This window comes from Corynebacterium glyciniphilum AJ 3170, from assembly GCF_000626675.1.
Classification (GTDB): domain Bacteria; phylum Actinomycetota; class Actinomycetes; order Mycobacteriales; family Mycobacteriaceae; genus Corynebacterium; species Corynebacterium glyciniphilum.
Genome location: NZ_CP006842.1, coordinates 971,720 through 994,280, shown reverse-complemented (window position 1 = coordinate 994,280; position 22,561 = coordinate 971,720). Strand labels below are relative to the sequence as shown.

The window sequence follows — 22,561 nt, the reverse complement described above, 5'->3', positions numbered from 1 at the left end:
GCCCCGGGGGAACGATGTCCCCGGGGCGCCGACCGCCGGATGGTGCGGGCAGTACACGACCGACTGCCTTTTGTCTCCGTCGTCTACTCTGCGTCCTCGGTGAGGGCGATCAGGCCGTAGTCGTAGGCACGACGGCGGTACACCACCGACGGGCGACCCGTCGCCTCGTTGACGAACAGGTAGAAGTCGTGGCCCACCAACTCCATCTCGCTCAGCGCGTCATCCACACTGATCGGCGTGGACGGGTGCTCCTTCTCACGGACAACACGCCCGGGCTGGAACTGCTCGGCGTAGGGGTCCACGTCGAAAGGACCGGGCTCTGCGGCGGCTTCCTGCTCCGCCTCCTGGACGAGATCGGCCGTGGCTTCGCCGACGGAGACCGGAGCGCGGTGCCCCGAGCGGGAGATCTTACGGCGGGCCTTCACCTTGCGCAGGGACCGCTCCATCTTGGCGATGGCCGCCTCCAGGGCGGCATAGAAGGAATCCTCCTTTGCTTCGGCGCGGGCGATGTGCCCCTTGCCGGTGGCGGTGATCTGGATGCGGTCGGACTCGTCTGCACGCCGCGGATTACGCTCGTGCTGGAGTTCCACATGGAAGTACGTGAGGGTCGGATCAAGCCGTTCGACCTTGGCGAGCTTAGCGTTCACCCGCTCTGCGAAGTGCTCGGGGATCTCCACGTTACGGCCGGTGATCTCCACCTGCGCCTCCGGAGCAGCACCCTCTGCCGTGATGTCCTGCTGGTTCTGGACGGTCATACTCATCCTCCCGGTCTCCGCGCCGCCTGTCACCGGTGAACGGGATTGTCCACCGACTACTTACTGGCGACATCTTCCCTCCCGATAGTACCGACGTTCCCGTGGCGTGGGGGCGACCGTGACCGGGCATGCCCCCGGTGATCTACCCCCCTGCTCATCAGCACCGGCGGTCACGCCTGGGCGATCACCACTCCGGCACTGGTCACCACCCCACGGGCCGCGAGTGCCGCGGCGAATCTCGACAATGTGGCCCCCGTGGTGCTGACATCGTCGACCAGACAGGCCGTCGCCCCGGGCACCCTGAGGATCCGGACGGCACGCTGCAGGTCCGTCGGATCGATACGCAGATTCGCGGCGATGTTGGCCGTCCGCTCACCCCGTCCGAGGCCCACTGAATCCCGAGCCCCCGGCGCGAGCGTCGCCGCGGCGACGACATGGACACCCCCACCGAGTTCCCGCCGGGCCACCTCCGCGGACCGCTCAACGATGCACCCGCCCCGGTCCTTCGCCGCCCGCCGGGTCGTGGGAGCGGGAAGAAGAACGAGCGGAGCCAATCTCGGATCCGCCAACACTCCCTGGGACACGAGGTGCCGTACGGTACCTGCCATAACAGCGCCCGCCACCTGGACGGCGTCGGTGCGCCGCTGTTCCTTCGCCGCCAGAACAACGCCGCGGTGCGCACCCCCGTACGTACCTGCGGCGAACACCGGTGGCGCCCACGTGTCCGCAACCCGGGACGGCACCCGGCGTAGCTCATGCGCACACCTCCGACACAGCGACAGCCCCACCACCGCCGGTGCCACGTCCGCCGTACCGCAGGCCAGACAGTCGTCACGCCACACCAGACCGGCGAGTTCCCCCACCCGAAACGCGCCCATCCTCTCCCTCCCCGTGAGTCCCCTGCCCAGACTTATGCCTACTCCTATTTCGACAGGATAGGAACCGCCCGGGCGCCCTGGAGCGCCGGGACCTCCCGCCAGAACCGTGCCTCAGGGTCCTCGTCATCCAGTTGCAGCATCGCCCGGGAATCGAGGATGTACTGCACAGACCCGGCAGACCCCACCGCAACCACCGGTGCGGTGATATTACGGCTGGACAACTGCGACGCTTCCGAACCATCGACCGTCACGCCCCACACAGGCGCGTCGTTGGCCCGGGTGCCCACCAGCAGGGTCCCGTCGTCACGCCAGTCGACCGACAACGCGGTGTCGCCGACCCGCTGACCGACCTCCATCGGGGTACCGAGCGTCATCGAACCTCCTCCATCACCGTCACGCTGCAGGACGCTGATGAACAGTCTGCCGTTGATCAGCATCGCAGCCCTCGTTCCGTCCCTCGACACCGTGAACACACTGATCCTGGGATCGTCGATGTCGAGGCTGTCGAGGGCCGAGGTGTTCACCGTGGACTCGTCCATCTGGATGCCGGATCCCGTGGGTTCGAGGCGGTGGACCCGCCTGCCGTCGGCGACGACGTAGAGGTTCTGTGCGTCACCACTCCACGACGGACGGGACAGCGAACGTGCAGTCAGCGCGGTGACGGGGTCTCCACCGACATCCCCGACAAGCAGTGACCGTTGGCCGTCACCCCGCCCCGACACGGCTGCGATCCTCCCGTCCGCTCCACCGGAGGCCGCGGATTCGAGCTCACCTGACGAGGTCCACCCCGACAACGTCACCCCGGAATCTCCCTCGACCTCGACCAGCGCACCATCCCGCAGTGCCCGCAACGGCTCATCGGACGTCTTCTGCGGGTCGAGGTCGGAGACATCGGCCAATGTCCAGTCCTCCCGCCCGTTGTCGGTGATGGATGTGCCGTCCGCCAGGATCCGGTACGGACCACGGACGTCAGACATCGCGAGCGTCCACACAAGCTGGCCCGCCAGCACCTCACGGTCATCCACCGACAAGTCGGCGATGCCCGTGATGTCGACGGTGAACGTTCCGTCCTCCTCGACCGCCGCCTGGATGCCGTTACCGGAGGGGAACTCTGTTTCCACGGCGTCCTGAAGCTGGTTACGCGGCCCACCGGCCAACAAGGAAACCAGCGAGAAACCGATATTGTCCTGCCGGTTGTAGATCCACCGCCGGTCCGGGACGAGGAAACGCTTCGTCGGGTCCAGGAAGTAGAGGTCATGAGCCTGGTAGGCGCCCACGAAATCACTTCGGTCCAGGATGACCCCGTCGGGCAGGTCGGTGATGCGCCATCCACTCTCACCTCGCTCCAGGGTGACCTCCTCCTCATAGGGGCTGTTCTCCGGCTGGTAGACACCACCCGTACCGAGACGCCCGACCACGGTGCCGCGCACGACGTAGGTCACTTCGTCGCCGGAGGCCCCACCGGTGGCGTTGAGGTCGAGCCGGTCGAGGATCAGGGTCGACACACTGTCCTGCCATTCGTCCGCCGCGGTGTCCGTCAGGAACTCCTTGGCCGCCTGCCGATTGTTGGCCTGCTGGGTCGACGCCAGGTAAAAGTCCCGCAACAGGAGATCCGGCGGCTGCCCCTCAGACGGGGTCGGCAGGTTGCCGGCGTCTGGGTCGGACACGTAGGACGAAACTGCCTCAGGGGTCGATTCACCGGGAAGGGTGGTACAGGCGACAAGTCCTCCCGCCAGCACCGTCGCCGTGAGCAGAGCCCCGACCTGACGTACGCCGTCAACTCTTGTCATCGTCACCCTCCTCACCGTCTCGGGAATCGTCCGGGTCACTGTCCGCATCGAACGCCGAATCCATATCCTCCGCTTCCTGGAGAGCGGTCCGCAGTTCCTCCTCAGTCAACCCCTCGAAGGCGCTGAGGTCGACCCCGAAGGTTTCCACGGAACCAGCCGTGACATCAACGGAGTCGAAGCGGTCGACAGGTTCATCCGACACAACACCGTCCGCGTCGCCGCCCCCGGCGCTGTCGTTCATCTCGTCCTGTCCGTCGGCGACGACCCCGTCGGCGGAATCACCGGCCTCGCCACCATCGACGCCCTCCGAGGTGTAGACGGTATCCGCAGCCGATTCCGCCTCCGATGTCGCGACCGACATACCGTCCGACGCCGCCTCCACCGACGCATCCACCGCGGCATCATCCTGCTGCCGCTCATCGGCGGCGTCAGCGGCCTCGTCCATCGTCTCGGGGATCCCGGCACTCTGCCCGGTCAACTCAAGGACCTCCGCCCCTTCAGCACGGTCGACCTCCAGTGGCAACGGAGAGGTACGCACCTCCTGCCCCGGCTTGCGGGGCAAGGTCAGACGGAAACACGCCCCGAGCCCCGGTTCACCGGTCGCCTCAAGTCGGCCACCGTGCAACTGGGCGTCCTCCTTGGCGATGGCCAGTCCCAACCCGGTGCCACCGGTCTTGCGCTCCCGCGACGGATCCGACCGCCAGAAACGGTTGAACACCAAATCCGCCTCCCCCGGCTTCAGGCCCATGCCATGGTCGACCACGGTCACCGCCAACGATTCCGCACCGCGCCGCATCGTGACCCGCACGGGGCGGCTCTCACTGTGATCGATGGCATTGGCCAGGAGATTACGCAGGATACGTTCGACCCGCCGGGAGTCCACCTCCTCCATGACCGGCTCGTCCGGCAGGTCGAGCTGGATCTCACAGCCGACCTCCTCCGCCAGGGCCCGCAACTGCCCCATCGTGGACTTCACCACGCCGCGGACGTCAATCAGTTCCCGGGACAGGTTCGCGACACCGGCATCGTGCCGGGAAATCTCCAGCAGGTCACCGAGCAGCATCTCGAAACGGTCAAGCTCCGCGTTCATCAACTCGGAGGCACGGCGGGTCACCGGATCAAGATCCTCGGAATTGGCGTGGATCAGGTCCGCGGCCATCCGTACCGTGGTCAGTGGCGTCCGCAGCTCGTGGGACACATCGGAGGTGAACTGCTGCTGCAGCGACCCGAACTCCTCCAACTGCCGGATCTGGTACGAGAGATTCTCCGCCATCTCATTGAAACTGATGGCCAACCGGGCAACCTCATCCTGACCGTCCACCGCCATCCGTTCGCGCATGTGCCCGGCCGCGAAACGCTCGGCGATCCGCGACGCGGTGCGCACCGGCACGGTCAACTGCTGGGAGAACACCCAGGCGATGACGACAAGCAGCACCATCAGCACCACCGCGCCCGCCAACAGCAGGCCACGCATGAGAGCCATCGTGGACTCTTCGTTGTCCAGCGGCATGACCAGGTAGAGCTCCAGCCCCTGGATGTCTGAAGCCACTGGCGACCCGATGACCAACGCCTTGTAGGTGCCACCGGGGGATTCAACCGTGGTGTACTGGACCGACACCTGTCCCTGCCGCACGAAATCGCGCAACGAGTCCGGGACGGGGTGGTTTTCAGGGCTCGAGATGTCACCGCCGGTCAGGTCGGAGGCGATGATCACCGGCTCGTACACCGTGCCCGTCGACCCCTGTTCCGACTCTGCGGTGCGGTCGCTCAGCGCCGCCCTGGCATTGTTGATACGCATCTGCGGCGACGTGGCGGAATCAGTGTTGCGGATCTGCTCCTCGACAATGCCCCGGGCCCGGTCGATCTCGTCGGTGGCGGCGTTGTACTTGGCGTCGAGCAGCTGCTGACCGACGAAGCTGGTCAACACGAAACCAAGGGCCATAATCACCAGCAGCGAGGACGCGAAGACACTGCCGATCACCCGCAGCTGGATCGACGTCCGCCAGCGCTGGGCAAGCTTCTCGGAGAACTTCCGGGCGAACCGGACCGGCCGCCGGAGAAAGATCCTCAGCCCGTCGAGGAATCCGATGTCCCCGAGCTCTCCCCGAGGTGCCCGACGGGGGTCACTGTCCGTGTCCACGGCCCGGCCATTCTGGTTACGGCTGCGCCGACGGTCGCCGTCCCGGACCACCGGGAGCGCAGGGCGACCGAGACGGCCACCGTGGCGCCTCCCGGCGCCGGTGCCCGTCTCGTCCTGTCGCTCGTCCCCTGACCTCGATGCCATGGGTCGCTGTCCGCCCTACTCCCCGGTCTTGTAACCGACCCCGCGGACGGTCTGGATGATGGTCGGGTTGTCCGGGTCCTTCTCCACTTTCGACCGCAGACGCTGGATATGCACATTGACCAGGCGTGTATCACTGGATTTACGGTAACCCCACACCCGCTCGAGCAGTTCTTCACGTGAGAACACCTGGCGAGGCCGAGAGGCCAGCGTGGTGAGCAGCTCGAACTCGATGGGCGTCAGAGAAATCGGCTGCCCCTTGCGGGTGACCTGGTGCCCGCCGAAGTCGATCGTGAGGTCGGAGACCTTCACTGATTCCGGCACGTCCTCGGGTGTCCGCCGCAGCCGGGCACGCACCCGCGCCACGAGTTCCTTGGGTTTGAAGGGTTTCGGCACGTAATCGTCCGCCCCTGTCTCCAGACCGAGGACCACGTCCACCGTGTCCGTCTTGGCGGTGAGCATCACGATGGGGACCGCCGAGAACTCCCGCACTGCTCGGCACACGTCGATGCCGCTCATGCCCGGAAGCATGAGGTCCAGGAGGATAAGGTCGGGATTCTCGCGTTCCGCAGCCTCCACGGCCTGTGGCCCGTCCCCTACGACGACCGTGTCGAAACCTTCGCCCTGCAGGACGATGGTCAGCATCTCCGAGATTGCGGGGTCGTCGTCGACGACGAGAACTTTCTCTGCCATGGGGTTCAGTCTGTCACAAACGCTTCCGGTAGGCGGTAAGACCTCCCCGGGAAGACCGCTATCCGTTGTCCTTGGAATCGATCACGGCGTCGACAAGGTCACTGACCGCCGCCTCGAGCCCCGCCGGCTCGCCGGAATTGTCCAACGTCCACCACGGGGACCGCCATTGTGCCGCAGCCAGGGAGCGGTACGCCTCCAAGGTCCGCGACTGAAGACCGCCGTCACGTTCGTAGGCGTCGGCGGTCCGCGACTCGTCGTGCTCCGCCCGTTCCGCAACACGTCCGGAAGCCACATCGTCGGGGACGTCGACCAGGATCTGGACGTCCGGTACAGGCGTCCCGAGGTTCGTGAACTCCAGGTCCTCGACCCACCGGACGATGTCGCTGGCGGGCACGTCCTGGCTTGCGATCCCGAGCCGTGCCGCCGAGTAGGCCGCATTCGACGCGACATAACGATCGAGCAGTACCACGTATCCGTCGGTGTCGAAGTCGGCGAGATCCCCGCCGACCTCCGCACGGTCCAGGGCGAACAGGGTCGCCATACCGTGGACGGAGTCGACGAGATCACCCATCTCCCCGTGCAGCGCCGCAGATGCGAGCTGTGCGTGGACGGACTGCTCGTAGCGTGGGAAGGCCAACCGGGCGACCGGGATTTCGCGGGACAGCAACTCGGCTTCCAGGGCGCTCACGCAGGTGTTCTTACCTGCACCGTCGATCCCTTCAAACGCGATGATCATCAGTACCGGTAGTGCTCTGGCTTGAACGGTCCCTCGACGTCGACACCGATGTACTCGGCCTGCTCCTTGGTCAGCGTGGTGAGTTCGCCGCCCAGTGCTTCCACGTGGATCCGGGCGACCTTCTCGTCGAGGATCTTGGGCAGACGGTAGACCTCGTTGTCGTACTGGTCACCGTTGGTGAACAACTCGATCTGGGCGATGGTCTGGTCGGCGAAAGAGTTCGACATCACGAAGCTGGGGTGGCCGGTGGCGTTGCCGAGGTTGAGCAGCCGACCTTCGGAAAGCACGACGATGCTGACGACATCGCTGTCATCGCCGTCAGTGCGGGGGAAGGTGAACTCATCGACCTGGGGCTTGATGGTGGTGCGGGCGACATCTTCGCGGTGCAGGAGAGCAGCCATGTCGATCTCGTTGTCGAAGTGGCCGATGTTGCCGAGCAGCGCGTGATTCTTCATCTTGCGCATCTGCTCGAAGGTGATGATGCCCAGGTTGCCCGTCGAGGTGATGACGATGTCCGCCTCGCCGATGGCGTTGTCGACGGTGACGACAGAGTAACCGTCCATCAGGGCCTGCAGGGCGTTGATCGGATCGGCCTCGGTGACCTTCACCCGTGCACCCTGCCCCTTGAACGCCTCGGCGACGCCCTTACCCACGTCCCCGTAACCGCAGACGAGAACGGACTTGCCGCCGACGAGCATGTCCGTGGCGCGGTTGATGCCGTCCAACAGGCTGTGCCGGGTGCCGTAACGGTTGTCGAACTTGGACTTGGTCACCGCGTCGTTGACGTTCATCGCCGGGAACGGCAGGGTGCCCTGCTCGGCAAAGTGGTAGAGGCGGTGGACACCGGTGGTGGTCTCCTCGGTGACGCCCTTGACGGCCTTGCCTGCCTCCGTCCAACGGGTGTCGTCCTGGCTGTAGACGCGTCCCAGCATCCCGAGGAATGCCTGGTACTCGTCAGAGTCCTCGGCCGAGGGTTCCGGAACGATGCCGTTGCCCTCGAACTCACTGCCGGTGATGACAGCCATGGTGGCGTCGCCGCCGTCATCGAGGATCATGTTCGGACGAGTGTCACCCCAGTCGAAGATCTGCTCCAGGCACCACCAGTACTCGTCGAGGGTCTCCCCCTTCCAGGCGAACACCGGAACCCCCTGCGGGTTCTCCGGGGTGCCTGCACCGACGACGACCGCTGCCGCGGCCTCGTCCTGGGTGGAGAAGATGTTGCAGGACGCCCAGCGGACCTCTGCGCCGAGGGCGGTGAGGGTCTCGATCAGCACGGCAGTCTGCACCGTCATGTGGATCGACCCGGCGATCCGTGCCCCTGCCAGCGGCTGTTCGTCGGCGTATTCACGGCGCAGCTCCATCAGGCCGGGCATCTCGTACTCAGCGAGCCGGATCTGGTGACGTCCAGCTTCCGCAAGGGAAAGATCCCGGACCTTGTACTGGAGGGGGGTGCCGTTGGCACCGGTGCCGTCGTGGATGTCGACGGTCGGTGCGACGAAATCTGCCATGGGGTGATGCTCCTCAAACTTCAGGGGACGATGACGACTGTGATGACGTTATGTCAACCCTATCCCCCGACACCGCAGAGCCGCTCACAGAGGGTGGGCCTGCTTACCCCGAGTCAGGTCAGGAGTCAGCTCAGGGCTTCCACGGCGGTCTCCAAGCCGTCGGGCGCCTCGTCACCGGCGGCCTCGAGCTCCGCGTCCAGCAGCGCGAGCGCGGCCTCCTGCAGGGCATCGGGGCACTGACCGATGCCTCCACGGATGAACGGGTGCTCGTCGGCGACGGTGGCGGACGTGAACGGGGCCCCGGACCAGATGGCGGCGACCGTCGCCGCACACAGACCGTTGATGTAGTCGGGGTCCACCGCCCTCCCTTCGTCCCCTGCATCGGAGTCCTGTGCGAGCGTGCAGGCATCCTGCAATGCCCCCACGAGTGCCTCACCCTCCAGATCGTCGCAGTCTGCCAGGAAATCGCTGTTGGTGTCGTCCGCGAAGACGGTTTCATCCCAGGTACTCATGTCGTTCCCTCTCATGCTCGTGTCGTTCACCTGAGAATAGTCGGCACGCCACCAACACGTCTCCCCTGCTCCCCGCCGACAGGTCGGCAACCCGTGGAAAATCACGGTTTGATTTCAATATGTCGCCGAATCTACCGACCTACAACGTCACCGCGGAGGCGCCCCCTCAGCCGCGGACATCATTGACATGTCCACCAAAACCCCATGACAACCGTGGGTTCTCATAAAATTCAGTAACATTCAGGTCTTCCACTGCGTTGGATACGAATGATAGGCTTGCGACTGATCGTGATCTAACCGTGACATTTACCCGGTCGACGACCTCGGATGAAAGGAGGGTCACCGTGGACTACGAACTGGAACCCGAACGGCCGACGGACAATCCCCCGGCCGTCGACGGCAGCTCCACCGAACACCACGAGTCACTGCTCCGCGCCGAGGCTGCCCGTGCTTCCCGGACCAACCGGGTCCTCGGCTCCTTTGTGGTCGCCGGCTTCGCCGCCGCCACCATCGTCGGCGTCGTCACATGGCAGAACGTCTCACCGAGCCACGACGATGGCCCGGTCCCTGTCGAGGAGGCCGCCGCGGGCGGCTCACTGCCGTCCTCCGAGGAGACCTCGGCGCGTGGCTCGGGAGAGGATCACCGGTCGACCGAATCGATGTCGCCCGATGCTGACGGGACGGATTCTGACGGTGGGGAAGCCACCCGGTCCCCCGACTCCCGGGATGACCACATCACCCCCTTGACTGCGGATCAGTACGCACCGCCGAACGCGTGGAGCGGTGACCAGTTCGTCACCCCCGGCCAGTATCCGGCCGGGAATGAGGACGCGGCCCCGGATGACACGGCCGATACCGCAACGAACGGTGCCGATGACGGTACTGACAGTGAGAACTCCGCCGGAAACACACCCGACGGCGACAACGGAAGCAGCTCGCCGGAGCGTCCTTCCCTCACTGATCTACTGCCGTCCATTCCCGGGATGCCGTCGATTCCGGGAGGTAACGGGTCAGACGATAACGGCACCCCGGACAACACCGGAGCACCCGAGTCGACTGAGCCGTCGGAACCGACCGATTCCACCGACCCGGCCGCGCCCACAGAGCCGTCCGAGCCTGCTGATCCGTCGGCGTCGGACAACCCCGGCCGCCCCACCGGGGAAGGCACGCCGGGCGATGGCGCTGACGCCACCGAAGCCCCGGGCAGTGCACATGATCCGGACGAGGCAGTAACGGACACCACCGGCCCGACGCCCTGATCGGCGGCCGACCGGACGGCGGGACGCAGGCTCCCCGATCAACCGACGGTGTCAGCCCACGGTGGCGATGAAGAAGTGCCCGCGCCCGCTGGCGGTTATGCCCCTCGCCGAGGCCGGTACCCACGCCGCCTGGCCGGGTGACAGGAGGAGATCCTCCTCACCCGTGCCCTCGACCGCGACCTCACCCCGCACACCGAGTACGATGGCCGGCCCGTCAACGCTCACTGCCTGCCCGTCCTCAACCGACCGCAACCGGAACTCAGGCACCGGGGCAGGAAAGACCCCGTCTTCCCTGGGCAACTCCACCGGATCAGGCGTGGGCGTGAAATCCACGACCTTCATCAGTTCGGGCACATCCACGTGCTTGGTGGTGAGACCGCCGCGCAGCACATTGTCCGAGTTCGCCATGACCTCCACGCCGGTCCCCTGAAGATAGGCGTGGAGGTTGCCCGCGGACAGGAACAGCGCCTGCCCCGGTTCGAGCACCACATGGTTGAGCAGCAGGGACACGAGAATACCCGCGTCGCCCGGATGCTGGTCCGACAGGTCCAGGGCAGCCTTGGCAGGCCCACGCATCCAGTCCTCCGCACCGGAATCCGGTTGCTCGATCAGCCTTCTGCAGGCGTCCAGGACCGCGTCGATCAGCTCATGCCTGCGGTGGGACGGCAGCGAGATCCAGGTCGTGACCAGCGCACGAAGCCCTTCGGAATCTCCCGCCGCCCCGTTCAGGAGTTCGGTGTAACGGCCCAGTTCCGGCACGTTCAGCGTCTGAAGGAGCCTCCGGGTGCTTTCCACCGGCCGAAATCCCGCGAGTGCCTCGAAGCGGGTCAGTGCCACAAGCAGCTCGGGCTTGTGGTTGTCGTCCTTGTAGTTGCGGATGGGCGAACCTGTCGGCAGTCCAGCCGCGTTCTCCCGTGCGAACCCTTCCGCCGCCTGCTCCTTGGTGGGATGCGCCTGCAAGCTCAGCGCCTGGTCTGCGGCGAGCAGCTTCAGCAGGAACGGGAGCCGACCATCCGGTGCCGAGTCCCCCAGCTCACCGCGTGGATCCACGGAGATCCGTTCCAACAGGTCGGTCCCGTCGTGGGGCAGCGTGCTGGGCGCCTCCGGGTGGGCCCCGTACCACAGTTCTGCCTCGGGACGCGAGGTCGGCGACGGCCGGCCGGTAAGTTCCGCCAGGGCCGTCCTGGAACCCCACGGGTAGGGCCTCAACCGTCCCTCCATGAGCGAGACACCGGCCCGGTCCGTTTCACCGGCCACGGAGCGAACCTCGTTCGACGACGTCGTCTCAGGCACGGATCACCGCCAGTGCCTTGTCGAGGATCTCCTCGACCCGCGACTCGTCCGCTGCCTCCACGTTCAGGCGGAGAAGCGGTTCAGTATTGGAGGCACGGACGTTGAACCACGCCCCGTCCGACAGTTCCACCGTCACCCCGTCAAGCTCATCGGTGGCCACGGTCTCGTCCGCAAACGCCTCGACGACGACAGCGGTCCGCCCCTGCTGATCTGCTACCTCGGAGTTGACCTCACCGGACGCCTCGTAACGATCGTAGGCCTGCTTGAGCTCAGAGAGCGGACGATCCTGGCCGCCGAGTGTCGCCAAGACGTGGAGTGCGGCGAGCATGCCGGAATCGGCGTTGAAGAAATCGGAGAAGTAGTAGTGGGCGGAGTGCTCTCCGCCGAACACCGCATTTTCCTCGGCCATCTGGGCCTTGATGAACGAGTGCCCGACCCGGGTACGCACCGGTGTGCCGCCGTGTTCACGCACGATCTCGGGCACTGCCTTGGAGGTGATCAGGTTGTGGATGATCGTGGCACCGGGGTGCTGGTCCAGGTAGCGCTCTGCAATGATGCCGCAGATCGCAGATGGCGAGACTGGCTCGCCCTGCTCGTCGACGATGAAGCAGCGGTCGGCGTCACCGTCGAAGGCGATACCCAGGTCGGCTCCCTGGGCCACCGTGTGCTTCTGCAGGTCGACGAGGTTCTCCGGAGCCAGGGGGTTGGCTTCGTGGTTCGGAAAGGTGCCGTCCAGCTCGAAGTACAGGTCCCGGATCGACAACGGCAGGCCGGAGCCCTCTCCCAACACGGCAGGAACCGTCAGCCCGCCCATACCGTTGCCTGCATCGACGGCGACGGTGAGTGGTCGGATCTCCAACGGCACCAGGTCGTGGAGGAATGCGGCGTAGTCGGTGAGCACGTCACGAGATGACCCCGTCCCCGCAGTCCCGTCATAGGAGGGCACCCCCTCGACGAGCATGTCGGAGACCTCCGCCAGGCCGGTCTGCTGGCCGACCGGGCGGGCACCCGATCGACACAGCTTGATGCCGTTGTAGCGCGCGGGATTGTGGGATGCGGTGAACATCGCGCCCGGGCAGTCCATGGTCCCCGAGGCAAAGTAGAGCTCGTCGGTCGAGGTCAGCCCCAGAGAGACCGTGTCGAGCCCCTGACTGCGCACGCCCTCGGCGAAAGCGTCAGACAATCCCGGGGAACTGTCGCGCATGTCGTGGCCGATGACGACACGGGTCGCCCCTTCTCCTCTCATGAGCAGTCCGAAGGCGGCTCCGGTGTCCCGGACGAGGTCGGCGTCGATGCCGTCCCCCACGACGCCGCGGACGTCATAGGCCTTGATGACGGAGGCGATAGCCTCCCGGTCGCGCTGTGTCATGTCAACTCTCCTGGTGTTCTGTATGGATCATTCGCCGTCGTAGTGCACTGCGCGCAGATGGCGCTGCGGAGCTCGTCCCGGCAGATTCCGCCGTGAGGGGTGATGGCCGGACGGTTGGGGGATGTCAGTGCGCCGGACGACCCGGGACACCGGTCGTCTCTGCGCCGACGTGAGCGGATCTGTGTCGCTGACGCCGCCGACACCACTGCCGGTCAGGTAGGTACTGTCGGCACCGTCTTCCAGTGCCGCGGCGAGGGCCTGCATCTCCTCGTCGGTGAAGTCCTCGTCCTCGATACCTTCGATGTGGATACCGGGATCTGCGAACGCGGCCACCGGGACAGAAACCTCCGGAGACGGATCCTCCGTACGCTGCAGTCCCCAGCCTTCAGGGACGGTCAACCTGGAGAGGTGACGGTCGCACAGATCCCAGCTGTGCGGATCGTCTCCGGGCTCCAGGGGGTTGACGGTCGCCGTGCGGGCGGCATAGTTGTAACGCAGGGTGGCGATCGCACGGTTGCCGCAGCCGGGCCTGGAACACTGTCGGTAGTCAGTCACGGCCACCATCCTAGTCCGCGACTCAGCCGGAGTGCCGGACGACTCGGCCGCCTGTCGGACACAGCCTCGCCCCATGCTGCGGTCTAGGATCGGATCCATGACCCGTCCCCCCTCTTCCTCCGCTGGTCCTGACATACCGGACGCGACGCCGGCCAGGCGCGAGGCAGCACCCGGCCATCCGGCCAGGGCGTTGACCAGGGACACCCGCGGCCGCGGGCTTCGCGGTGTGCTGATGCCGAAACTACCGCGCTACGCCACCCGCGCAGAAACCTTCGATGCCACGGTCCTGGACGTGTACGCGCCAGTCCTCGACCGGTTCGGGGACCGGTTGGGTGGTCTCGACGTGGCGATCGACCTCGTACCGCGGATGAGACTGGATTCCACCACCGCCCGTTGGTCGGATGAAGTTGCCGCGGACGGCCCCGTACCGCTGGGCCGACTTGTCCCCGCCGGTGTCGATGAATCCGGATCCCCCACCCGGCCACGGTTGATCATCTTCCGCCGCCCGATCGAACAGCGTTCCACCGACCGAATGGACACTGAGGAGTGGTTGAGGTTCGTCATCGCGCGGCTGGTGGCGACGTATCTCAACGTGGCTCCGGAGGTCATTGACCCCGGTTTCCGCTGGGACTGACGGAACAGAGGAAAGTCAGCCGAGGCGCTTCTTGAGGCGCCGACGTTCACGCTCGGAAAGCCCACCCCAGATTCCGAAACGCTCATCATGCTCCAGGGCATATTCAAGGCATTCGTCCCGCACACCGCAGGCGCGGCAGATCCGCTTCGCCTCACGGGTCGAGCCACCCTTCTCGGGGAAGAAAGCTTCCGGGTCTGTCTGGGCGCAGAGCGCCTGTTCCTGCCAGTCCTGCTCGACCGCGTCGAAGAGGAGGTCGAAATCCTCCGTCAGATCGGAGAAAGCGCTGGGAGTGTAGTCGTCAATGCCGCCACGGAGGAGGTCGGGCAGCTCTCCGGACGTGCCGGAGTCACTCACGTGACCGGAACGGGCATCGTCACCGTCCACGGCTGCGGACCCCTCCGAGAAGGGACCACGAAAGGCGTCCGCCGGGTTGTCCACCGTTGTCTCCTCACTGAAATCCGCCGTGCCGGGTTCCCACCGGCCTCTACCTACACGCAAGATTACACACGGGTAATTCCATAGCGTCAACCTTTCGACCAGGCAGTAAAGTCCCATGCGTCACATCAGTCACACGAGTTACGCAATACGGGACCCGGCGCGCATTCACAGTGTTCTGACAGGCACGACATGAGCCGATATGCACGGGCCAGACCACTACATGTAGACGTTGAGGCCGGCATTCCGGCCCCGGGGCCACAAGATATCGAAATATTTTCACTCGGCACGGGTCCGCCCCGTACGGGGGTCAGACGTCGCTGCTGAAGCGCAATCCTCCGTCGGGAAGTGCCACCCCGGGCCACACCCGGGCACCACCCTGCAGTTCACACCGCGCCCCGACCACAGCGCCCTCACCCACCACGGCATCCCGCAGATGGGCACGCGCCCCGATCCGTGCACCGGCGGCGACCACACAGCGCTCCACCGTTGCCCCCGCCTCGATCTCCACGCCATCGAAAACCACGGAGGTGTCCACGCGGGCACCCGCACCGATCTCAGCACCACGACCTATCACCGTGCCACCGAGCAGCAGCGCACCGCCGGCAATGGCCGCCGACTCGTCCACGAGCGCCTCTCCGTTACGCCCGGCCAGCAGCGGAGACGGAGCGATGCCACGAACCAGATCCGACGATCCACGGACGAAGTCATCCGGAGTCCCCAGATCCCGCCAGTACGCCTGGTCGACATGCCCGTAGAGCCGGTGCCCCTTGACGAGGAGGTCAGGGAAGACGTCACGTTCCACCGACACGACCCGGTTCTCCGGAATCGACTCGATGATGTCGCGCTGGAAGACGTAACACCCGGCATTGATCTGGTCGGTGGGCGGATCCTCCGCCTTCTCCAGGAAAGCTTCCACCCGACCGTCCTCCGCTGTCGGCACACAACCGAACGCGCGCGGATCCGCCACCCGGAGAAGGTGGAGGCTCACGTCCGCAGCGTTGTCGACATGGGTCCGCAGCACAGCCTTGAGGTCTGTCCCGCCGAGGATGTCGCCGTTGAAGATCATGGCCCTGTCATGCCGAAGGTGCGACAGCACATTACGGATACCGCCCCCGGTACCGAGGGGAGAGTCCTCGACAACGTACTCGATCTCCAGGCCAAGTTCGGACCCGTCCCCGAAATGCTCTTCAAAGACCTCCGCCTTGAAGGAGGTGCCCAGCACGACGTGAGTCATCCCCGCCTCCCGGATCCGTGCCAGCAGATGCTGGAGGAACGGGTAGCCCGCCACCGGAAGCATGGGCTTGGGAATGGAATTGGTCAGGGGTCGCAGCCGCGTGCCCTTACCACCGACGAGGATGACGGCGTCGGTTTCGGCGGCGAGATCGGAATTCGTGTCAGGGGTCGAGGGTGAGGGATTGTCTCGTTCGTCACTGTTCACCCTTGGGAGGTTATCGGACGAAACGCACTCCGGCAGTCAACGGCGCGCCCGCTTCGCCAGCGCGACGGCGACGACCCCCCTGAGCTTCAACCCCGCCCACAACGCCACACGGACGGGAGCCTGCCACCAGGCCGACAGACGGTCCGCCTGGAAACGGTAGGCACTGTCGTGGTGTGCCGGCAACGTGATTTCAGGATGCTTACCGGCGGAGTGGCCTTTGGCATGCGTGATCTCTGCGGAGGGGGTGAACACGTTCTCCCATCCTGCGCGTGACAACCGGTCGCCCAGGTCGACGTCCTCCATGTACATGAAGTAGCGCTCGTCGAAGCCGCCGACGGAGTCGAACGCCTCCCACCGCAGGAGCTGGCAGGAACCGGACAGCCACCCGGACGTCCTCTCTTCATCCATCACCGCATCCGCCAGATACCGCCGGGTGAACGGGTTGTTCTTCCATATTGGTGCCAGCAGGGCGTGGCCGATACCCGCCCCGAGCGTCGGTACCGACCGTGCCGACGGGTAGATGCTCCCATCCACCTCCCGGATGAGCGGGCCGACGGCGCCGGCGCGGGGATGACGACGCGCCGCCTCCACCATCCGGTCAATGGCCCCCGGGTCGAAGACCACGTCCGGGTTCGAGATCACCAGGAACTCGCCGTCAATCTCTCCGGCCTCCCGACGCGCGCGCAGCGCCTCCACCCCGGCGTTCATCCCGGCTCCGTAACCGATGTTCCCCCCGGTACGGAGCAGCTCGACTCCGTCCCGGTCGACCGCAGCTTCCGGAGCGCCGTCCGTGGAGCCGTTGTCCGCCATCACCACAACGGCGCCCTGGTCGGTGGCTTCGGGCACAGAGTCCAGGAATCGGGTGAGGTACTCCCCCGGCGAGTAGGTGACGGTGATGACGGCGATCGGTTTCACGGGAGTTCACCCTAGCCGAAAACCTGCCCCGAGTCCCCGTCTCACACTGTCCTGCCAGTCCGGTGGCGTCCGGCCCACCCTGGTAGACCAGGGCTCCAGATCCAGGACCGACCACGGGGGCCGGGCAGCAGGCATCGGCCAGTCCCGCGTGGTACAGGGGGTCACCCGTGCCGGATCGTGCCCGCTCAACCGGAAAACTTCTTTGGCGAGCCCGCACCACGAGACAGGCTCGCCGGCGTTGGTGACGTTGAGAATGCCCGACGCCACATCGGCGTGCGCCAGCGCCCACAGTTCCTCGGCGAGGTCCGGTGCATAGGTGGGGCGTCCCACCTGGTCGTCGACGACCCGGGGATCCACCCCGTTCTCTGCCAGGGTGGCCATCACCGAGACGAAATCCCGTCCGGGAGCCTCGGGGCCCGACCAGACCCAGGACGTCCTCACGACGACGCCTCCGGCTGCGAGAACAGCCTGCTCTCCCTCACTCTTCGTCCGCCCGTACTCGTTCGCGGGGTGGACGGGATCGTCCGGACGCCAGCCGCGTCCGCCGTCAGGAGCCGCCCCGGAGAACACGTAATCCGTGGAGATGTGGATGAACTTCGTTCTCGCATCGGCGGCGGCCCGGGCCAGCTCCCCGGGGGCGATGGCGTTGACAGCCTCGACGGTGCGACGGTTTGTCACATCCTCCGCACCGTCCACGTCCGTCCACGCCGCCGTGTTGATCATCACGTCCGGCCGTCGCCCGTCAGCGAAGAGGGATGAGACTGCAGTCCTGAAATCCGCCGTCCCCGCGCTCGACAGGTCAAGCTCTGCCCGTGTGATTCCCTCACCGCCCAGCGCCACGAGACACCGTCCCACCTGGCCATGCGCGCCGGTCACGATTACGGTCACTATGGACAACCTCCTGTCTTGCCGGGCGTGGACACCGGTGTGTCGGCACGTTGACCCCACATTGCGATCGGCACCGACTTTACGCGGACACACACGTCCACGGGTCCCACGATCACAGTAACCACCCTGACAACTAGTAGAGTCCCCTCTGTCCCGGTATCTAGTACAGTCACCCCGAACACCGCCGAAAGGTCTGGAATGAGCGATTCTGACAGGTCTCCGCGCAACGGACGTGGAGAGACGCCTGGTCGTGGCGGACGACACCATCGTCGCGACGACGTTCCTCCGCGGTCTGAGCGACCACGGCAGACCCCGCAGAGGTCGCAGCAACCGCAACGTGCCCGTCACAGTCGCCCGTCCGGCGCTGCTGCAGCGGGCGGGCAACGTCGGACGCCGAACCGTTCATCGCGGACAGTCCACGGTTCCGCGGCGGGGGCCGCATCCGGTCATCGTCAGATCGGTTCCACCCCTGTCAAGGTCGTGCTCGCACTGTTGTCCGCAATCATGCTCGCCGGTGGGACGTACGCCTACTCGTCTGTCGGACGACTCGACTCCAACCTCAACCAGGCAGGTGGCCTGAATCTGGGCAGCCAGTCCGACGGCGCCACAGACATCCTTTTGGTTGGCATCGACTCTCGCACCAACGCCCATGGTGAAGCTCTTTCCCAGGACGACATCGACATGCTGCGGGCCGGTGAGGAGGAGACAACCAGTACGGACACCATTATCCTCATCCGTATCCCCGATGATGGTTCGTCGGCGACAGCGGTGTCCCTGCCCCGCGACACCTACGTCGATGGAGGCTCTGAGCTGGGAAACCAGAAGATCAACTCGATCTACGGGCAGACGAAGTTCTATAAAACACAGGAACTTCAGGATGAGTCCGCTGCGGCCGGGGAAACTCCGGACGAGAAGAAGATCGAGAACGAGTCTTCACAGGCTGGACGGGAAGCGCTCGTCAGCTCCGTCGCCGACGTCACCGGTATCACCGTCGACCACTACGCGGAGGTCGGCTTACTCGGGTTCGTCAAGCTCACCAACGCCGTCGGTGGCGTCGATGTCTGCCTGAATAACGCCGTCGACGAACCGTTGTCCGGTGCCAAGTTCCCCGCCGGCGAACAGACCCTCAGCGGGCAGGATGCCCTGAGTTTCGTCCGTCAGCGCCACGAACTCCCCCGCGGCGACCTGGACCGCATCACCCGCCAGCAGGTCTACATGGCCAGCCTGGCCAACAAGGTGCTGAGCACGTCTACCCTCACCAATCCCTCGTCCCTGGGTAAGCTGCGGAGCGCAATCGAGGACTCCGTCGTCCTCGACGAAGGGTGGGACGTCATGGGTTTGGCGACGCAGATGCAGAACCTCGCCGGCGGCAACGTGACCTTCCAGACCATCCCGGTGACCAGTATCGACGGCACTGGTGACCAGGGCGAGTCCGTGGTGACCATCGACAAGAAGCAGGTTCACAGCTTCTTCGAGAACCTCCTTGGCGACGGGGACAGCGAGGACAAGGACGGCTCTTCCGACGACTCCGACAACACCGACTCTTCCAGCGACATCGAGGACTACGAGCCGTCCGAGTCCACCGTCTCGGTCTACAACGCCAGCCAGATCGGGGGCCTCGCCTCGCGTGTTGGCGATCTCATCTCCGGTGCGGGATACGGCATGGGCGAGGTGGGGAACGCCACGGAGACCGGTATTTCGGAGAGCCAGGTCAATGTCGCTGACACCGACGACCCTGCGGCGCGTGGGCTGGCAGAGCAGCTCGGTGGGCTTAGCGTGGTCGAGGACTCCAGTCTCGAACCCGGGGAAATCCGGGTCACACTGTCCGGCACGTACGACGGCCCCGGGACGTCGACATCCGGCATCGATGAGCCCCTTCCTGCGGTCGGCGAATCTGGCTCGGGCTCTTCCGGCGATTCATCGGAGAATGTCGGTACGCCGGGCACGGATGCCACCGGTGGAGACGTTCTCGGGGAGAACGAGAACGCCGATGGTGCGTCGGGAGAATCTGGCGATGATGTCGGTGCAGTAGGGACCTCGGAAGAATCCGACTCCGCCACCACCGACCGGGGCGCGATCGACGCCGGCGGCGACGGCCCGATGTGCATCAACTAGGGTACGAGGACTCCGTCAGTACGCCCGCCGGGAGTGCGGACGGCCCGCCGTGGCCCTCGCGCGCGGAACAGCCTCCGCGATCCGTGAGGCGGACGTAGGAGCCTCCCCTTCCGGAGTCTGCGCCGAAATCGACGCGGCGATGGCATGGAGGGCGACCGCGTCATTCGCGGGGAACTTCGCTGAGGACACCCGCCCTTCCTGCTGCGGCATCTCGGAGCGTCCCCCGGACTGTTCCGCATCGGGGCCGTGCCGGGCCTCATTTTCCGCCAGCAGGGCACCGATCATCCCGGAAAGGACGTCGCCTGATCCCGGCGTAGCGGCCCACGATGTTCCTGCGTCAGTGCACTGGACATCCTCGCCGTCCGTCACGACAGTGTGTCGTCCCTTGAGAAGCACCACACAGCTCAACGCCCGCGACAACGACGCTGCTGCGCCGATCCGGTCGTCATCCGGGTCCGGGACACCACCGACGGCGTCCGCCAGACGCCGGAACTCCCCGGCATGCGGCGTCAGTATCGTCGGGGCGGTGTTCGATCCCGAGGCACCTCGCTCCGCCAGCAGATCCCGGAGCTCCTTGTGCTCGGCGAGCACCGTCAGCGCGTCCGCGTCAACCACCAATGGTTCGGGACGCTTCAGGAGTGTCTCCACCTCCTCCGCTGCCTCGGCGCCGGTTCCGCGACCGGGCCCCACGACCCATGCCTGGACACGTCCGGACCGCGACACCGACGGCGCCCACACGACCTCGGGACACGCCTGGACGACATCGCCGGAGGCCCCGCCGACATAACGCACCATCGCACTGGTCGTGCGCACGGCAGCCGTGGTCGTCAGAATCGCTGCGCCGGGATACGTCTCCGACCCCGCACAGATCCCCACCACTCCACCGGAGTACTTGTCGTCATAGGGGCCCGGCGCACGCACGGTTCCGGCGTGGGCCGTGGGCACAGGAGTTAAAGCAGTCGATGAGAAGTCGAACTCTCCTCCCAGATCAACGGGCCCCGCCGTCGTTTCCGGATCACTGCGGGGATCACGGGGCGGCACCACGGCCCGTCCGGCGCGGACGTCGAGCGCCCCCTTGCCCCGACGATTCCGCTTCCACTCCTCTGCGAGCTGAGCACCGATCGTCCCTGAGCGGCCACCCTCCAGTCCCGGATTCGCGAGCATCACCTGGCCGCAGTAGGCGTTGACCGCATGGGCCCGGCGCAGCCCCCCGAAGGTCACCGTCACATCAGCAATGACGTGCGCGGGAACCCGCTCGCGCATCAGTACCGTCATCCCCGGGAGCCCCTTTTCAGTCGCATAGGGGTCCAGCGGATCGTCGACGTCGATCATCGGCGGGGTGCTCCCGGAGTCCGCCCCGATACCCGAGGGGACATCAATGCTGAGGACGGGAATGAACCAGGCGGAGATGAAAGAGAAGAGCACGGCGGCGTTTTCACCCAGGCCGCCGTCACCCCCCATGCCGAGAACGCCGTCGATGACAAGGAGGTACTGAGCTGGGGTTCTCCACACCCCCTGGAGGTCGACAACCACGCCACCGGCATCCTGGAATGCATCGAGAGCGCGGGCGTGGGCATGCCTGTCGCGTCCCAACAGCACGGCTTCCACCGGCCAGCCCTGGTCAGCGAGCGCTGCACCGGCGTAGAGCGCATCACCTCCGTTGCCTCCCGCTCCCACTGCGAGCAGAACCTTCGTCTGTGCCGGGGTGATGGACTTACGCTTCAGCATCACCTCCGCAGCGTCGACCACCGCAGAGGCCGCAGAGCGCATCAGCTGATCCGGTTCGGTCTGCAGATCGAGCAAGGGTTGTTCTGCATGACGGACCTGTTCGACCGTGTACACCTGGGCACGGAGATGCGTATCGATGGTGCTGCTATTCATACCCTCACGTTACGGACCGCTAGGGTGTGTTCGCATGGACACTCCCACCGCTCCCGCACCCGCCCCTGTCGCACCGACCGTGCGCACCCCGTGGCGGACGTGGGTCACCGTCACGCTGGTCGGTTACGCTGCGGTGATCGTCGCGCTGACGACGTTGAAAGCCTTTTACACCATCGGGCTGCTGTGGAAACCGGAGAACCAGCGCGTCAGGGAGCTGCGGCTGGTTCCTTTCGGCATCGTCACGGACTCGTCCACCACCTTCGGCTGGGTCTTCGACATCCTCGGCAACCTCGCCTTCTTCGTCCCATTCGGGATCCTGCTGATGATCCTGTCGGGCCGGTGGTGGTGGACGGTGGGCATCGCCGCCGTGTTCAGCCTCGGTATCGAGGTCTCCCAGTACATCTTCTCGCTGGGACGCACCGATGTGACGGACCTGATCTGCAACACGGTCGGGGCGGCCGTCGGCGCCTGGATCGCATGCTGGTTCTCCCGCAACCCCAGCTGGTCCCGGCGGTGGCAGACCGTCCTCACCACGGTGGTCGGGCTCGCGGTGCTCGTCTTCCTCGTGCTGGTGATTCTAGGACCGGCCCTCGGCGACCCGGACAAGGTCGTCGGAGGCTGAC

Annotated in this window: 20 protein-coding genes; 4 read left to right on the top strand and 16 right to left on the bottom strand. The window is 65.8% G+C overall.

Going from position 1 to position 22,561, the window contains the following annotated elements; all coding sequences use genetic code 11:
- Positions 1 to 83: 83 nt before the first annotated feature.
- The 8 genes from hpf to CGLY_RS04590 all read right to left on the bottom strand — a co-directional run bounded on the left by hpf (position 84) and on the right by CGLY_RS04590 (position 9,153).
- Entirely contained in the window at positions 84 to 755 is a 672-nt protein-coding gene (gene hpf / locus CGLY_RS04625; protein WP_038546713.1) for a ribosome hibernation-promoting factor, HPF/YfiA family, read from the bottom strand.
- A gap of 170 nt (positions 756 to 925) precedes the next feature.
- Positions 926 to 1,633 (bottom strand): ComF family protein, encoded by a 708-nt coding sequence (locus CGLY_RS04620; RefSeq protein ID WP_038546710.1) that lies wholly within the window; start codon positions 1,631 to 1,633, stop codon positions 926 to 928.
- 44 nt (positions 1,634 to 1,677) lie between these two features.
- Entirely contained in the window at positions 1,678 to 3,423 is a 1,746-nt protein-coding gene (lpqB, locus tag CGLY_RS04615) for an MtrAB system accessory lipoprotein LpqB (protein WP_038546707.1), read from the bottom strand.
- On the bottom strand, positions 3,410 to 5,707 hold the full coding sequence (gene mtrB / locus CGLY_RS04610) for an MtrAB system histidine kinase MtrB (RefSeq protein WP_081803770.1): 2,298 nt from the start codon (positions 5,705 to 5,707) through the stop codon (positions 3,410 to 3,412). The genes lpqB and mtrB overlap by 14 nt, the downstream gene beginning before the upstream one ends.
- 15 nt (positions 5,708 to 5,722) lie before the next feature.
- On the bottom strand, positions 5,723 to 6,397 hold the full coding sequence (gene mtrA / locus CGLY_RS04605; RefSeq protein ID WP_038546704.1) for an MtrAB system response regulator MtrA: 675 nt from the start codon (positions 6,395 to 6,397) through the stop codon (positions 5,723 to 5,725).
- A gap of 58 nt (positions 6,398 to 6,455) precedes the next feature.
- On the bottom strand, positions 6,456 to 7,133 hold the full coding sequence (locus CGLY_RS04600) for a dTMP kinase (RefSeq protein ID WP_038546701.1): 678 nt from the start codon (positions 7,131 to 7,133) through the stop codon (positions 6,456 to 6,458).
- Complete coding sequence (gene ahcY, locus CGLY_RS04595) at positions 7,133 to 8,641, bottom strand: adenosylhomocysteinase (RefSeq protein ID WP_038546698.1); 1,509 nt, start codon at positions 8,639 to 8,641, stop codon at positions 7,133 to 7,135. Before ahcY ends, CGLY_RS04600 begins: the two co-directional genes overlap by 1 nt.
- Before the next feature lie 125 nt (positions 8,642 to 8,766).
- On the bottom strand, positions 8,767 to 9,153 hold the full coding sequence (locus tag CGLY_RS04590; RefSeq protein WP_038546694.1) for a DUF4259 domain-containing protein: 387 nt from the start codon (positions 9,151 to 9,153) through the stop codon (positions 8,767 to 8,769).
- Positions 9,154 to 9,497: 344 nt separating this feature from the next.
- Here CGLY_RS04590 and CGLY_RS16670 point away from each other — a divergent pair, with 344 nt between their 5' ends.
- Positions 9,498 to 10,412 carry a hypothetical protein gene (locus tag CGLY_RS16670; protein ID WP_052539671.1) on the top strand — a complete coding sequence of 305 codons (915 nt, stop codon included), beginning with the start codon at positions 9,498 to 9,500 and terminating at the stop codon, positions 10,410 to 10,412.
- A 51-nt stretch (positions 10,413 to 10,463) separates the two neighbouring features.
- Here the strand turns inward: CGLY_RS16670 and manA are convergent, their stop codons facing one another.
- The 3 genes from manA to CGLY_RS04570 are packed head-to-tail and all read right to left on the bottom strand — an operon-like array spanning position 10,464 to position 13,638.
- Positions 10,464 to 11,705, bottom strand: a complete 1,242-nt coding sequence (gene manA / locus CGLY_RS04580; protein WP_227590376.1) for a mannose-6-phosphate isomerase, class I — start codon at positions 11,703 to 11,705, stop codon at positions 10,464 to 10,466.
- Positions 11,698 to 13,074: a phosphomannomutase/phosphoglucomutase gene (locus CGLY_RS04575; protein WP_038546692.1), complete on the bottom strand. Its 1,377-nt coding sequence runs from the start codon at positions 13,072 to 13,074 to the stop codon at positions 11,698 to 11,700. The genes manA and CGLY_RS04575 overlap by 8 nt, the downstream gene beginning before the upstream one ends.
- Positions 13,075 to 13,101: 27 nt before the next feature.
- A complete protein-coding gene (locus CGLY_RS04570) occupies positions 13,102 to 13,638 on the bottom strand; it encodes a DUF3499 family protein (protein ID WP_038546687.1) in 537 nt (178 codons plus the stop codon).
- A gap of 223 nt (positions 13,639 to 13,861) precedes the next feature.
- Between CGLY_RS04570 and CGLY_RS04565 the strand changes: the two genes are divergently transcribed.
- Positions 13,862 to 14,263 (top strand): metallopeptidase family protein, encoded by a 402-nt coding sequence (locus CGLY_RS04565; RefSeq protein ID WP_052540679.1) that lies wholly within the window; start codon positions 13,862 to 13,864, stop codon positions 14,261 to 14,263.
- Between the two features lie 15 nt (positions 14,264 to 14,278).
- Here CGLY_RS04565 and CGLY_RS18030 read toward each other — a convergent pair whose 3' ends face one another.
- The 4 genes from CGLY_RS18030 to rfbD form a co-directional block, all read right to left on the bottom strand.
- Complete coding sequence (locus CGLY_RS18030) at positions 14,279 to 14,566, bottom strand: WhiB family transcriptional regulator (protein ID WP_139311863.1); 288 nt, start codon at positions 14,564 to 14,566, stop codon at positions 14,279 to 14,281.
- A 442-nt stretch (positions 14,567 to 15,008) separates the two neighbouring features.
- On the bottom strand, positions 15,009 to 16,139 hold the full coding sequence (manB, locus tag CGLY_RS04555) for a mannose-1-phosphate guanylyltransferase (RefSeq protein ID WP_052539670.1): 1,131 nt from the start codon (positions 16,137 to 16,139) through the stop codon (positions 15,009 to 15,011).
- A gap of 36 nt (positions 16,140 to 16,175) precedes the next feature.
- Positions 16,176 to 17,054, bottom strand: coding sequence for a glycosyltransferase family 2 protein (locus tag CGLY_RS04550; RefSeq protein WP_038546680.1), 879 nt, complete (start codon positions 17,052 to 17,054; stop codon positions 16,176 to 16,178).
- Positions 17,055 to 17,060: 6 nt separating this feature from the next.
- Entirely contained in the window at positions 17,061 to 17,942 is an 882-nt protein-coding gene (rfbD, locus tag CGLY_RS04545; protein WP_227590375.1) for a dTDP-4-dehydrorhamnose reductase, read from the bottom strand.
- A 198-nt stretch (positions 17,943 to 18,140) separates the two neighbouring features.
- On the opposite strand from rfbD, the gene CGLY_RS04540 reads away from it, so the two are divergent.
- A complete protein-coding gene (locus CGLY_RS04540; protein WP_038546677.1) occupies positions 18,141 to 20,057 on the top strand; it encodes an LCP family protein in 1,917 nt (638 codons plus the stop codon).
- 15 nt (positions 20,058 to 20,072) lie between these two features.
- Here CGLY_RS04540 and CGLY_RS04535 read toward each other — a convergent pair whose 3' ends face one another.
- Positions 20,073 to 21,938: a bifunctional ADP-dependent NAD(P)H-hydrate dehydratase/NAD(P)H-hydrate epimerase gene (locus CGLY_RS04535; RefSeq protein ID WP_038546672.1), complete on the bottom strand. Its 1,866-nt coding sequence runs from the start codon at positions 21,936 to 21,938 to the stop codon at positions 20,073 to 20,075.
- Between the two features lie 34 nt (positions 21,939 to 21,972).
- On the opposite strand from CGLY_RS04535, the gene CGLY_RS04530 reads away from it, so the two are divergent.
- Positions 21,973 to 22,560, top strand: coding sequence for a VanZ family protein (locus CGLY_RS04530; protein ID WP_081803769.1), 588 nt, complete (start codon positions 21,973 to 21,975; stop codon positions 22,558 to 22,560).
- The last annotated feature ends 1 nt before the right edge of the window (position 22,561 follow it).